We start from the raw sequence: 12,890 nt of genomic DNA, 5'->3' as shown, positions 1-12,890 counted from the left end.
CGTGTCGGCGATCAGCTCCTGCGGTCGCGCACGACGCGGCCACGCCGGTCGACGACGCCGAAGCAGTAGCCGCGGCGTCGGACCGTGCGGATGATCCGCGGGACCGCGGCCACGGTCGCGTCGGAGTCCTCCTTGTCGTGCAGGAGGATGTTCGCCCGGGGCTCGAGGCCGGCGACGACGGCGCGGTGGATGTCGTCCGCCGTGCGCGACCGGTCCCAGTCGTTGGTGTCGACCGTCCAACGGGCCGACCGGTAGCCCATGTCGCGCAGGACCCCTCGCACGCGTCGGTTGATCCTGCCGTACGGCGGCCGGACGACGCGGCCATCACGGATGCCGGCCGCGCGCAGCGCCCGTCGGGTCATCGCGACCTGACGGTGGATCTCGGCGTCGCTGACGGCGGTCAGGTCGAGGTGGTCGTACGTGTGGTTGTAGATCCGGTGGCCGTCCCGTGCGAAGCGGCTGGCACGGCCGGGCCGTGCCGCCACCGACTGGCCCGTCATGAAGAACGTCGCGCGCACGTCGTTGCGCGCCAGGATGTCGGCCAGTCGCACGGCGTGGTCACGGCTCGGGCCGTCGTCGAACGTCAGCGCGACGGGTGGGCCGGAGCACGCCGGCTCCGGAGCGGGCCGGTCGTCCGGGGCCTCCACCCGGGTCATGATGGTGCCGACCGCGAGCGCGGCGACGGCCGCCGTCGCAGCCCAGTGGACCGCGAGACGGATGTCGGGCCGTGACCGCACGCGCGCTCCTCGGTGTGCGCCGGCTGTTCCAACGGCACGGCACGGGCTGCAGGCGTGTGCGCCGAGCCTGCGCCGCCACTGCGTACGCATGACGAGTACGTAGTCGCGACGAGGCTACCGACGATCGTCGGCAATCCCGGGGAACCTGCGCGGGCCCGGCGGCTGGCGATGCATGCGTCGGGCCGTCCGGGGACCGTCGCCGCATGCCTCACCCGCGCGAAGGACCGCGCATCCCGGTGGGTCCCGCCGGACGAGCTCTGGTCCCGGGTCGCGTCAGGGCGAATAATCGGGAAGGGGCGCAGGTCGGCACGGCCGGCCGGGTCGGCATCAACGGAGGAGCGCGCATCGTGCGTCTGACGGCACGCCGCGCCGAGCTTCGCAGCATGACGCGCTGGCCGCTGTGGGCCAAGCCGACGCTCGCGATCGTCTCGGCGCTCCTGCTCGGCCTCGTCTTGTCGATGATCGAGGTCGCCGCGGACAGCCTGCTCGGGCGCGTGGCGTTCAAGGGTGACGCGACCGACGCCCGGCAGCTGCTGGCGACCGTGACGAGCACGATGATCACGGTGACCAGCCTGGTCTTCGTGCTGACCGTCGTGGCGCTGCAGATCGCCTCGACGCAGTTCTCGCCGCGCCTGCTGCGCTCGTTCCTGCGTGACAGTGGGACCCAGCTCGTCCTGTCGACGTTCGTCGGGACCGTCGCCTACAGCCTCGCCGGCCTCCACACGGTCGGCAGCCCCGATGCGGGCGGGAGCGCGTTCGTTCCCCGGCTCGCAGTCTCGGGAGCCCTGGCACTGGCGCTGATCAGTGTCGGGATGCTCGTCTACTACATCCAGCACATCACCAACAGCATCCGCATCGACACGATCATGAGCGACGTCGCGACCATGACGCTGCACCTGGTGCGCGAGACGATGCCACTCGGCCAGCCCGACCACGCCGCGGCGACGCCTCCGGATCGACCGCACTCGGCGGCCGCGCTGGTGGCGCCGCGGTCCGGGTACGTCCAGGCGATCGATCCCAGGCCGGTCGCCGAGCTGGCCCTGGGCGACGGTGCGACAGTGGTCATCACGGCGATGACCGGCTTCCACGTGGTCCGGGGCCGGCCGATCGGCTGGATCGACGGCGCAGCGGACATCGAGCGCTACCAACGGGTGGTCGGCCGGACCCTGATCATCCATCGGGAGCGCAAGATCGAGCAGGACGTCGGGTTCGGCCTGCGCCAGCTGGTCGACATCGCCGGCCGTGCTCTGTCGCCGTCGCTCAACGACCCGTACTCGGCTGTGCAGGCGATCCACCACGCGACGGTCGTGCTGACAGAGATGGCCCGTCGACACGTCGCGCCGGTGCGGATCTGCGACGACGCCGGTGACCTTCGGGTGTTCGCCACCGGACTCGACCTCGTGATCCATCTGCAGATCGTCTGCGGGCACGTGCGCTGGTCCATGGCGCATCGGCCCAACGTCGCACTCGCGCTGCTGCTGATGCTCGAGAACGTGCACGGCGAGACCGACGACCCCGTGCGGGGTGCGGCCATCGACCGCGAGATCGACCTGATCCTCGACGAGGCCGAACGTGTCGGCTGGCTCCCCGCCGAGCTCGCCACGGTCCGCGAGGCGGCCGGACGTGCACGCCAGCGGGCCGTCCGCGACGCGGTCGGCCCCGGGCCCGCCGAGTCGTCGTGACCTGATCATGCACGGCGACCCCTCGACTGCTGTCCGCGGCGGTCGCGGGCGCCGAACCACGCCGACGCGCCCGTTGATTCCATCCCCGCCTCGGCGGACACTGACGACGCCCGAGTCCGCACAAGGGAACCATGTGCGAGGTGTGCTGCTGCCGTCATCGGCATGTGTCGACACGACCCGTGGGCCGGATCGCCCCTCCGGGAGTGGTCCGGCCAAGACGGGAAGCGGTGACCAGTTGGGCTGCTGAGGTGCGGCGGCCGCGGAGCGACCTCACGGGGTCGTCACGCAGGAGCCGGCGCCGCCGGCCCGCTGCCTCAGTCCGCGTCGGCGAACTCGCGGAACGCCTGCAGGGCGCGGGGCGCGTAGTCACTGGCCGCCGGACCGCCACCGAGCACGATCGTGACGGCGAGGGCCTCGGCCACCTCCGGCTCGGTCGCCCCGCGTCGGGCCGCACCGCGCGCGTGGTAGGCGATGCATCCCTCGCAGTGCTGGGAGACCGCGAGAGCCAGTGCGATCAGCTCCTTGTGCTTCGCCGACAGCGCACCGTCGGTCATGGCCGCGTTCGACAGGTCGAGGAAGGCCTGGAACGCCTCTGGGATGCGTCGGCGCAGGCGGATGGTCGGTTCGCGCAGCTCCCGCAGGCGCGCAGCGGCGGGACCGTGGCCGTGGTGGTCGGTGGTGGTGGTCATCGGCTGCCTCCCGTGCCGCTCGACCGTGGGCCCAGCCGGGTCGCGGGCCTGGCCCGGCGTGCCGCCGTGTCGCAGGCGCCGCCGCCGGACCCTCCAGCTTCGACCGGGTGTGACGGCCGGTCAGGGACCATCGTCCGCGATCCGTCGTGCCATCCGGACCGACGCGCGCAGCGCGGGCGTCGGTCCGGATGGCACGACGGCTGGTGCCCCACCGGCCACGGTGGTGCGCGTCAACGGAAGAAGCCGTCGCCGACGGCGTCGAGCAGCAGCCGTGCGACCGCGTCGGGCTGCTGAGCGTGCAGGTCGTGGTCGCCGACGAGCCAGCGGACCCGCGAACGGGGGAGCAGATCGGCCGCGACGCCGACGTCGTGGCGGGTGGTCGACGTCCGGGCGGCGTCTCCCGCGTCGGCCGGGATCAGCAGCACCGGTGCGTCGATCGCGCGGTAGCGCTTTGTCGGCTCGTGTTCCCACAGCGCGCGGAGGATCTGCATGTGCAGGTCCCGGCGCAGGTGCGGTCGCAGCGATCCGTCGGGCAGTTCGGCGAGGTTCGCGAGGATGCCGGCGATGCCGTCGTCGGGCCAGTCAGGGTGCATCCGACGCACGCGGCGCTCGAGCTCTGGGCGGGTGATGCCGTCGAAGACGGGTGGCGCGAGCTGCGCGGCGCACGCCTCCCACGTCGGGAAGCGCTGCTGCAGATCGATCGTCCCGCCGTCGACGGCCGCGATCCCCGCCAGCCAGTCACCCCACCTCGCGGCGGCCTCCAACACCACGTTGCCACCCCACGACTGGCCGACCAGCACGGGACGCACGAGGCCCAGCGCGTCGACCAGCAGGCGCAGATCGTCGGTGACCGTCGCGAAGTCGTAGCCGGCGTTGGGCGCGTACGAGCGACCGTGGCCGCGCTGATCGAGAGCGACGACGGCGTGACCCGCGTCGCACAGCCGAGCAGCGACCCCGTCCCACATGCGCGCGTTCGACGCCAGCCCGTGGACCAGCACGAACGATGGGCTCGTGGCACCCACCCAGCGGCGCACGGCCAGCTGCAGGTCCTGCCGCACGGAGATCCGCGCGTCGGTGGCCGCCGTCACGCGGCGCCGCGGCACGGTTCGATCGGCTCCGCCCAGCCGCGGTCGTCCGCGATGAAGCCGGCGCGCCGCCCCAGCGGACGATCGTCCAGGTCGGCCGAGGTCGTTGGTCTGCGCACGAAGGCGCATGCTACCCCAGGTGAGCCGCAGGACGGCTGCGCGCGACGGTCACCGCCTGAAGACGTCGCGTGCGGCAGCAGGCGACCCGGGCATCACGAGCTGGCTGACGCCGAGCAGGTTGCCTTCGCTGTCGCGGAACCAGGCCGCCCGTTCGCCGACCGCCCCGGTGGATGGATAGGTACCGGGGGATGTCGACCACGACGCCGTCCACGGGCAGATCATCCATCGCCGCCTGCTCGAACACCACGCCGCGGCCCGACAGCTCGGCGACGGTCGCGTCGATGTCGTCGACGTAGAAGCCCGCCTGCGTGTGCTCGCCGGACCGACGGCCCGACGACTTGAACACCACGAACTCGATGTCGCCGCACAGATAGCGCAGCCCGCCGTCGCGGGTCTCGTTCGGTTCGAGGCCGAGCGCGTCGGCGTAGAAGCGCCGGGCACGGTCCAGGTCCTGGGCGGGGAGCCGGACCGCCACGGTGGCGTCCCGCAGCGACGCCGCCGCAACGGCGCCTGTGCGCGCCGGCCAGCGGTAGCGGGTGTGGCTGTAGGGGTCCTTGCCGAAGGCGTAGGCGACGGTCGGTCGCACTCTGAAGACCTCGGCGACGTGGCCGCCGGCGACGAACGCGCCGTCGGCGACGTCGAAGTGCCACTCCGGTCCGTACTTTGCCTCCCACGCGTCCGCCAGCTCCCGCAGCCGCCCGTCGTCCACCACGCGCTCGGCGACGCCCTCGACGACGTAGTCGGTGCCGCTCGTCCTGTCGCTGTGTCCCGTGATGGCGGAGCACCGCGGGTTGCCCGCCCGGTTCCGCCACTTCTGTTCGCCGCGGCCGGTGCAGACATGCAGCGCGCCGGTGGCCCACACCGCGAGCAGTGGCGTGGCGTGCGGTCCGCCCTGGGGGGCGCAGGGTCGTGACCCACCAGACGTCCGCCGCGGCCATCTCGTCCTCGGCCGTCGCCCACGGCGTCGGCTCAGCGCCAGGCTCGCCGTACCGTTCGTCGAGCTCCGTCTTCATCGATCGCCCTTCCGTGTCACATCGGTCGAGATCACGACGCTCAGGTCGGATGGACTCATCGGTCCTCGCGGGGTCCGATACGTCCGGCCGCCGACGGGGCATCAACGGCGCGAGACGTGCGAGCTGGATCCGCCGTCAGCTCGATCCGCCCACTGACCCGGCCGCCAGCCAAGGAGCACCGCATGACCGAGCAGGCATCGTCCGCGCGGGACGTCGAGGCGCTCGTCGCCGAGCTGACGCTGGATGAGAAGGCGTTGCTGTGCAGTGGCTCGGACATGTGGCACACCGCCGCGGTCGAGCGCCTTGGCGTCCCGCGGATCATGGTGTCCGACGGCCCGCACGGGCTGCGCGCCCAGGTCAACGACGCTGGCGACATCAGCCTGTCGGCGAGCGCGCCGGCGACGTGCTTTCCTACGGCGGCGGGCCTGGCGAGCTCGTGGAACCCGGCGCTGTTCGCCGAGGTCGGCGCGGCGCTGGCCGTTGAGGCCCGCGGTGTGGGCGTCTCCGTCCTGCTCGGGCCCGGGATCAACATCAAGCGGTCGCCGCTGTGCGGGCGGAACTTCGAGTACGTGGCGGAGGACCCGTGGCTGGCCGGTGAGCTGGCGACCGCGATGGTCCAGGGCGTCCAGCGCGGGGGCGTCGGCACGTCGCTGAAGCACTTCGCGGCGAACAACCAGGAGCACGACCGCATGCGGGTCAGCGCCGAGGTCGACGAGCGCACCCTGCGAGAGGTCTACCTCCCGGCGTTCGAGCGCGTCGTGACCGGGGCGCGGCCGTGGACGGTCATGTGCTCCTACAACCGCATCAACGGCACCCACGCATCGGAGCACCGCTGGCTGCTGACCGAGGTCCTGCGTGAGCAATGGGGGTTCGAGGGGCTGGTCGTGTCGGACTGGGGCGCCGTCCACGATCGGGTCGCGGCGCTGCGCGCCGGGCTCGACCTGGAGATGCCCCCGCACCTGGGCGTCAGCGACGCCGCGGTCGTCGAAGCCGTACGATCGGGGGCGCTGAACGAGGCGGTGCTCGACGCGTCTGTGCGCAGGGTGCTGGACCTGGTCTACCGGTCCCAGTCAGCACTGCGCGAGCACGTCGAGGTCGACGTCGACGCGCACCACGCCCTGGCGCGCCGGGCGGCCCACGAGTCCGCGGTGCTGCTGCGCAACGACCGTGGCGTGCTGCCGCTGCGACCAGTCGCCGGCGAGACGCTGGCGGTCATCGGCGAGTTCGCCCGCACCCCCCGCTACCAGGGGGCGGGCAGCTCGCACGTCAACCCGACGCGCATCGACGTCGCGCTCGACGAGCTGACCGTCGGCGTCGGCCCGGGCGTCGACGTTCGCTTCGCCGCGGGGTTCCGCGTTGACGACACCGATGACGCCGCGCTGCGCGATGAGGCCGTCGCACTGGCCCGCGACGCCGATCACGTCGTGGTGTTCCTCGGGCTCCCGGCGGTCGACGAGTCAGAGGGCTACGACCGGTCCGACATGGACCTGCCGGCGACCCAGGTCGCCCTGCTGCGGTCCGTGGCGGCCGTGCACGATCGCGCGGTCGTCGTGCTGGCCAACGGGTCCGCGGTGAAGGTGTCGGACTGGGACGGCGACGTGGCGGCGATCCTGGAGTGCTGGCTGTCGGGGCAGGCCGCCGGTGGCGCAGCTGCCGACCTGCTGCTGGGCCTCGCGAACCCTTCGGGCAAGCTGGCGGAGACGATCCCGCTGCGGCTGGAGGACAACTCGGCGTACCTGAACTTCCCCGGTGACCGGGGGGTCGTCCGCTACGGCGAGGGCGTGTTCGTCGGCTACCGCGGGCACGACGCGCTGGACCAGCGGGTCAGCTACCCGTTCGGGTTCGGGCTGTCCTACACGACGTTCGAGATTGACGACATCGACGTGGCGGTGTCGGGCTCGGTGGCCGACGGCGACCTCGACGTGGAGGTCAGCGCCACCGTCACCAACACGGGCGGGGTCGCCGGCGGCGAGGTCGTGCAGGTCTACGTCGGCGACGTCGAGGCGTCGGTCGCCCGCCCAGTCCGCGAGCTGAAGGGCGCCGCCAAGGTGTGGCTCGAGCCGGGGGAGCGGCGCCGGGTCACGATCTCGCTCGACCAGCGCGCCTTCGCCTTCTGGTCGGTCCAGCTCGGGCGCTGGGCGGTCGAGGCCGGCGACTTCGTGATCGAGGTCGGCTCGTCGTCACGCGACCTGGGGGCCGCCGAGACGATCACCCTCGACGCGCCGTCGATCGCCGGTCCACTGACGCCGAGGTCGACGCTGCACGAGTGGCTGGCAGATCCGCAGGGACGCGAGGTGCTCGCGACGGTTGGCGACGGCGACAGTCCGCTGCACGACGACGACCTGCTCGCGATGATCGGCGCGATGCCGATGGAGACGCTCGCGGTCTTCCCGGACACGGGGTTCACGAAGCAGATGCTCGACGAGTGGCTCGCCCGCTTGCAGTCGGCCTGATCACGGCGTGGTCCGCACCAGGCGCATGTGCGCCGCCGCCGGGGAGCTGGTCAGCTCGACGCACTCGTAGCCGTCGACGGCGTCGCCCAGGTCGCCGAACAGGTGCTCACCGGCGCCCAGCAGCAGCGGCGCGATGGCGACGTGCAGCTCGTCGATCAGCCCGGCCCGCAGGTACTGCCGGATCGTCGCCGGGCCACCGTTGACACTGACGTCCAGGCCGTCCGCAGCCGCGAAGGCGCGCTCCAATGCCGCCTCGATGCCGTCGGTGACGAAGTGGAACGTCGTGCCGCCCTGCATCTCGACCGCCGGTCGCGGGTGGTGGGTCAGCACGAAGATCGGGTGGTGGAAGGGCGGGTCGTCGCCCCACCAGCCGTCCCACTGCTCGTCACCCCAACGGCCCACGGACCGGCCCGAACATGTTGCGCCCCATGATCCCGGCGCCGATGCCCTGGCTGCCCTGCGCGGCGAGGTCGTCGTCGAGACCGGTCCCGCCGCCCTCCATGCCGTGCATCCGCCGGAACGTGCGCGTTGCGAACGCCCAGTCGTGCAGGCGCTCGCCGCCGATGCCGAGGGGATGGTCGCGGCACTGGTGCGGTCCGGCGGCGTAGCCATCGAGCGAGATCGAGAGGTTGTGCACCCGTAGCTTCGGCATGACCTGCTCCACTGGGGTCGATGGGCGGCGCGACGCGGCGGCGTCGACGCCCTCACCCCTGACAGACGACGCTGCGGCCAGGAACTCATCGCGGTGCACGGGACGTGGGTCAGCCGCCGGCGGTCCCGTCGAAGAACGTGCGGGCCTTCGACCACGCCTGCTGCCCGATCGATTCGCCCATCGTCCGCCCGTGCAGGTCGGCGTCCGGGAAGTGGATGCCGCCGTACCGGCGGGACATGCCGGCCTCGGCAACCGCGTCGCTGAACGTCGGCCAGATGAGCACCTGCCGGACCAGCGGCACGAGCCCCGGCTCCACGAAGGACGCTCCCGGTGCAACGCTGGTGCGGGCGCCGAACAGGTCACTGCCGGTGAAGCGCCGCAGGACCTGCGCACCCGCCGCGCTGAACGTGGAGTGACCCGACACGTACTCGGCGAACGGCGGGCTCGGGTTCGTCGCCGCCTGGTACGGGTGCCACGTCTCGCCCCTGATCAGGCGCGTGCCCTTGTAGGGACCCGCCCATGCGAGCACCCACCTGCCCTCCATGCGTGTGCGGACGGCCGTGATCGGCCGGACGTAGTCCCACTTCCGCTTCGCGTGCCACGCGGCGATGCTGGCGTCGAGCTCGGCGTTGGCGAGCGCGAAGAACAGCTTGGCATCCTGGTCCAGGCTGTGGTCGCGCGCGCGGGAGACCGCCTGCGCGAAGAGGCACCAGTGCCCCGGCGGCGTCTCACTGGCGGGACCGTCCGCCCAGTACTCGGCCCGCACCTTCTGGACGTCGGTGAGGGACGCGCTGTGCAGCAGGGTGTCGGTGATCTCCTCGTCGAGCTGCAACAGGGTCCGCATCGTTGGGCCCGGGGGCAGGAACTGCTCGGGTGAGGTCAACGCGAAGGGCGTGACCTGCCCCCAGTGCGGTGTCAGGAACCTCTGGACCACGGTTCCGCCGGTGCCGTCGGGGTGTCGCAGCGGTTGCCACCGGAACGGGTCGTTGACCGTGTCGGGTGTGTTGACCGGTTCGTATCCGCTGGTGTCGGCGTAACCGCCGGATTGGTGCGAGCCGTCCATGGCGCGAAAGTCGAGCACCGCCTTCGTCGCACGGTTGCCGACGCCGACAGGTGTCGCGGGATTGTTCGAGCGGTTGTTCGGGTCGTAGCCCAGAGCACGCATGAAGGCCGTGAAGTCGTCGGCCTTGGCCGGGAAGAGATCGACCAGCGCACGGTAGGCGGCGTAGCTCATCGCCATGCTCTTGTGGGATGTCGTGTGCTCGGAGGCCGGCCGGCGCAGGTCATCGCCCAGCCGTGTTCCGACGGCGGTCTCGTCGTACGCCGCCCACGCGTCGTACATGGCGGTGTGGACGATCGCAACCGCGCGGGCGTTGATCGTCGGCCCGGTGTGCAGCGCCCGGATGGCGGCAAGCGTCTGCTCGTCCCAGCGCAGCACCACGTTGTCGTCGGCACGTGGGCCGTACCGGTCGAGTGGGTACAGCGGTCCGGGGCCGATGGGCAGCGCCGGCAAGGGGTCACCAACAACGACATCGAGGTCAGCCTCGACGTCCACCTGTGCACCCGCTGTCGTGACGCTCCCCGTGATCAGCGCTGTCGTGAGCACCATGACCATGACGAACCTGTGTCGCATCGCACGCTCCCGCGTTCCGCTTGTGAGGGAGCCGCCCGCACGGCCCCGCGCCCATGGTCTGGACGTTAGCCAGTTCCACTTGTACGAACACGTGAACGAAGGTGTACATCTGGTGCATCACGCCCATCCGATGGGTGCGGCCTGGCTGACGGTCCCACCCGCGGCGACAATCGCGGAGATGACACTCCCCACGGGCACCGTGACGTTTCTGTTCACGGACATCGAGGCGAGCACGCGGCTGGTCACCAGCGACCCGGACGCCTATCCTGCGGTCATCGCCGCGCAGCGTGCGGTGATCGCGGCCGAAGCACACGAGCGTGGCGGCGTCGTGTTCGGCCACGAGGGTGACGCGTGCTTCGTGGTCTTCGCCGACGCGGCCGCAGCGGTCGGGGCCGCCGCAGCGGCCCAGCGGTCGCTGGCTCGCCACGCCTGGCCGGGCGGGAGGACCGTGCGCGTCCGGATGGGTCTGCACACCGGTGCGGCCGAGCTGGAGAGCCAGGACTACTACGGCCTTGCCGTGCACTTGGTCGCGCGTGTGGTGGACGCGGCGCATGGCGGTCAGATCCTGCTGTCCGACGCCACGAGGAACGCTGGCGTGCCGGACGGCTGGACGTGCACGGACCTCGGCTCGTATCGGCTCCGCGGCATCGACGACCCCGTCAGGCTGCATCAGCTCGAGGGCCGGGGACTGGCCTCGAGGTTCCCACCGCTGCGGATGCTCACGCGGGCCGCGGCACTGCCGCTGCCCGCCAGCACCCTGGTCGGGCGGCAGGCCGAGACCGACGCCGTGCTCGACCTGCTGTGGCACAACCGCATCGTCACGCTGCTCGGTCCCGGCGGGATCGGCAAGACGCGGCTGGCGATCAACGTCGGGTGGCGCAGCGGTGCGGCGTGCCCGGACGCGGTGTGGTTCGCCGACCTCACCAGGATCAGCGACCCCCGCGCGGTCGCGGACGTCGTGGCCGACGCCGTCGACGTGACGGTGACAGGTCACACACGGGCTGTGGCGGCGGTCGCTGAGGCCGTCGCCGACAAGCGGGCGCTGCTCATCCTCGACAACGTCGAGCACGTGATCGACGGCGCGACGGTCGTGTCCGACCTGATCGACGAGACCCCGCATTTACGCGTGCTGGCGACCAGCCGCGAACGCCTCCGCCTGAACGGGGAGCAGGTGTACGACGTGGAGCCACTGGGCCTGGAGCCGGACGGCCCGGCGGTCGAGCTGTTCGTCGACCGGGCGCGTTCGGTCCGGTCCGACGTCGATCTCGGACCAGCACAGCGTGACGCCATCGTGGAGATCTGCACCCGCCTCGACGGCCTCCCGCTGGCCATCGAGCTCGCGGCCGCGCAGTGCCGCCTGCTGCAGCCGACCGAGATCCTCCATCGCCTCCGCCGGCGGCCGCTCCAGCTGTCCGGCGGGTCGCGCGACGTCCACGAGCGCCAGCAGACCATCCGCAACACCATCGCATGGAGCTACGAGCTGCTGACACCCGACGAGCAGGCACTCCTGGTGCGTCTGGCGGTGTTCTCGGCACCGTTCCGTCCGGACGGGGCCGCCGACGTCCTCGCCGAGGCGGTCGGCGACGGCCTCGACGACGCGCTCGGCGGGCTTGTCGACAAGAGCCTGCTCCAGCACCGCCGCGGCGTCGACGGTGAGACGCGGGTCCGCATGCTCGAGCTCGTGAGGGAGTTCGCCGCCGAGCTGCTGGCCGACGTCGACGACCGTGACGCTGTGAGCGCGCGTCACGCCGCGTACTTCACCGCCTGGGCCGACGATGCGGCGGAGCGCATGCTGCGGTCGCAGCCCGACCTGTGGGTCCAGAGGATCGACGCGGAGCTCCCCGACCTGACCCGGGCGTTCGCGTGGAACGTCGCCGACCGGCCGGTCGACGCCGCCCGCCTGTTCGGTGCGCTCGGCCTGTACTTCCACCGGACCGGCATGGTGCACCTGGCACGTCGCTGGATGCTCGCCGTGCGTGACGTCGCCGTGCCGCCCGCGCTGGACATCAGGCGGGCGATCACGTGCGGCTTCGTGCACTTCGGCCAGCTCGACCTGGTCCAGGCACGCCGGGAGGTGCAGCACGCGCTCGACGTGGCGCGGACGACCGGGGACGAGCTGTACGAGGCGTACGCGACGATCGACGTGGCCCACACCTACCTCGGGTCCGCCGAGGACTACGAGCGAGCGCTCGCGCTGGTACGCCACGGCACGGGCCTCGCTCGGGCCGCCGCCGCCCCGGTGCTCGTCGGGATCGGGTGCAACGTCGAGGGTGAGCTGTCACGCATCCATGGCGATGACGACACCGCGGACGCCGCGTACCGCGCAGGCATCGAGCTGGGACGCGCGACCGGAGACCACCAGCGCGACGCGGTGTGCCACGGCAACCGGGTGTACATCGCGACGCACCGCGGCGCGTTGGACGAGGCCGTCGAGCTCGCACGTCACGCGGTCGACCTCCACCGGCGGTACGGACACCGCAGCCAGCTGCCCTGGGTCGCCATCGCCCTGGCGGGTGCGCTCGTACGGCAGGGGCGGGTCGAGGATGCGGCGGTGCTGGTGGCGTCCGCCGAAGCGACCGCTCAACGGCTCGACCTGCGCGAGGTCGCCGGCGACGTGCCGGAGAACGAGCGGATCAGGGCGCTGATCGCCGAGCGTGCGGGCGGCGACCTGCAGCGCTGGCAGGCCCGCGGACGCGTCATGCCGTTGGACGAGGCCCTGCGCATCGCGCTCAGCGACCGGCTGGCCCCCACGACATGAGCCTGCCGCTCTCGGAGGGGCGTCGGTCGCGCGCGGCAGCCGTGCCACGCCGCCGCGGTACTGGATGC

Annotated in this window: 10 protein-coding genes; 3 read left to right on the top strand and 7 right to left on the bottom strand. The window is 72.0% G+C overall.

Features of this window, described 5'->3' with window-relative positions; genetic code table 11:
• Nucleotides 1–11: 11 nt before the first annotated feature.
• Nucleotides 12–737, bottom strand: a complete 726-nt coding sequence (locus VK923_07200) for a polysaccharide deacetylase family protein (GenBank protein ID HSJ44449.1) — start codon at nucleotides 735–737, stop codon at nucleotides 12–14.
• Between the two features lie 347 nt (nucleotides 738–1,084).
• On the opposite strand from VK923_07200, the gene VK923_07195 reads away from it, so the two are divergent.
• Nucleotides 1,085–2,419, top strand: coding sequence for a DUF2254 domain-containing protein (locus VK923_07195; protein HSJ44448.1), 1,335 nt, complete (start codon nucleotides 1,085–1,087; stop codon nucleotides 2,417–2,419).
• A 314-nt stretch (nucleotides 2,420–2,733) separates the two neighbouring features.
• On the opposite strand, the gene VK923_07190 is transcribed toward VK923_07195, so the two are convergent.
• From VK923_07190 to VK923_07180, 3 genes are all read right to left on the bottom strand, one after another.
• Nucleotides 2,734–3,108, bottom strand: a complete 375-nt coding sequence (locus tag VK923_07190; protein ID HSJ44447.1) for a carboxymuconolactone decarboxylase family protein — start codon at nucleotides 3,106–3,108, stop codon at nucleotides 2,734–2,736.
• 230 nt (nucleotides 3,109–3,338) lie between these two features.
• Nucleotides 3,339–4,196 (bottom strand): alpha/beta hydrolase, encoded by an 858-nt coding sequence (locus tag VK923_07185; GenBank protein HSJ44446.1) that lies wholly within the window; start codon nucleotides 4,194–4,196, stop codon nucleotides 3,339–3,341.
• A gap of 127 nt (nucleotides 4,197–4,323) precedes the next feature.
• Nucleotides 4,324–5,286: a VOC family protein gene (locus VK923_07180; protein HSJ44445.1), complete on the bottom strand. Its 963-nt coding sequence runs from the start codon at nucleotides 5,284–5,286 to the stop codon at nucleotides 4,324–4,326.
• Between the two features lie 222 nt (nucleotides 5,287–5,508).
• On the opposite strand from VK923_07180, the gene VK923_07175 reads away from it, so the two are divergent.
• Nucleotides 5,509–7,779, top strand: a complete 2,271-nt coding sequence (locus tag VK923_07175; GenBank protein HSJ44444.1) for a glycoside hydrolase family 3 C-terminal domain-containing protein — start codon at nucleotides 5,509–5,511, stop codon at nucleotides 7,777–7,779.
• On the opposite strand, the gene VK923_07170 is transcribed toward VK923_07175, so the two are convergent.
• The 3 genes from VK923_07170 to VK923_07160 all read right to left on the bottom strand — a co-directional run bounded on the left by VK923_07170 (nucleotide 7,780) and on the right by VK923_07160 (nucleotide 10,064).
• Complete coding sequence (locus tag VK923_07170; protein ID HSJ44443.1) at nucleotides 7,780–8,181, bottom strand: dihydrofolate reductase family protein; 402 nt, start codon at nucleotides 8,179–8,181, stop codon at nucleotides 7,780–7,782.
• Nucleotides 8,165–8,431 (bottom strand): hypothetical protein, encoded by a 267-nt coding sequence (locus VK923_07165; protein ID HSJ44442.1) that lies wholly within the window; start codon nucleotides 8,429–8,431, stop codon nucleotides 8,165–8,167. Before VK923_07165 ends, VK923_07170 begins: the two co-directional genes overlap by 17 nt.
• Nucleotides 8,432–8,540: 109 nt before the next feature.
• Complete coding sequence (locus VK923_07160) at nucleotides 8,541–10,064, bottom strand: vanadium-dependent haloperoxidase (protein ID HSJ44441.1); 1,524 nt, start codon at nucleotides 10,062–10,064, stop codon at nucleotides 8,541–8,543.
• Nucleotides 10,065–10,242: 178 nt separating this feature from the next.
• On the opposite strand from VK923_07160, the gene VK923_07155 reads away from it, so the two are divergent.
• Nucleotides 10,243–12,822, top strand: a complete 2,580-nt coding sequence (locus VK923_07155) for an NB-ARC domain-containing protein (protein HSJ44440.1) — start codon at nucleotides 10,243–10,245, stop codon at nucleotides 12,820–12,822.
• Nucleotides 12,823–12,890 lie beyond the last annotated feature (68 nt).

Source organism: Euzebyales bacterium (assembly GCA_035461305.1).
Taxonomy (GTDB): Bacteria; Actinomycetota; Nitriliruptoria; order Euzebyales; family JAHELV01; genus JAHELV01.
Note: the sequence above shows the minus strand (reverse complement) of the source record. Positions and strands in the feature narration are given on the sequence as shown.

Excerpts from the sequence above, each read along its gene's own strand:
- VK923_07175 (HSJ44444.1), top strand. The coding sequence starts at position 5,509 with ATGACCGAGCAGGCATCGTCCGCGCGGGACGTCGAGGCGCTCGTCGCC.
- VK923_07165 (HSJ44442.1), bottom strand. The coding sequence starts at position 8,431 with ATGCCGAAGCTACGGGTGCACAACCTCTCGATCTCGCTCGATGGCTAC.
- VK923_07155 (HSJ44440.1), top strand. The coding sequence starts at position 10,243 with ATGACACTCCCCACGGGCACCGTGACGTTTCTGTTCACGGACATCGAG.
- VK923_07160 (HSJ44441.1), bottom strand. The coding sequence starts at position 10,064 with ATGCGACACAGGTTCGTCATGGTCATGGTGCTCACGACAGCGCTGATC.
- VK923_07190 (HSJ44447.1), bottom strand. The coding sequence starts at position 3,108 with ATGACCACCACCACCGACCACCACGGCCACGGTCCCGCCGCTGCGCGC.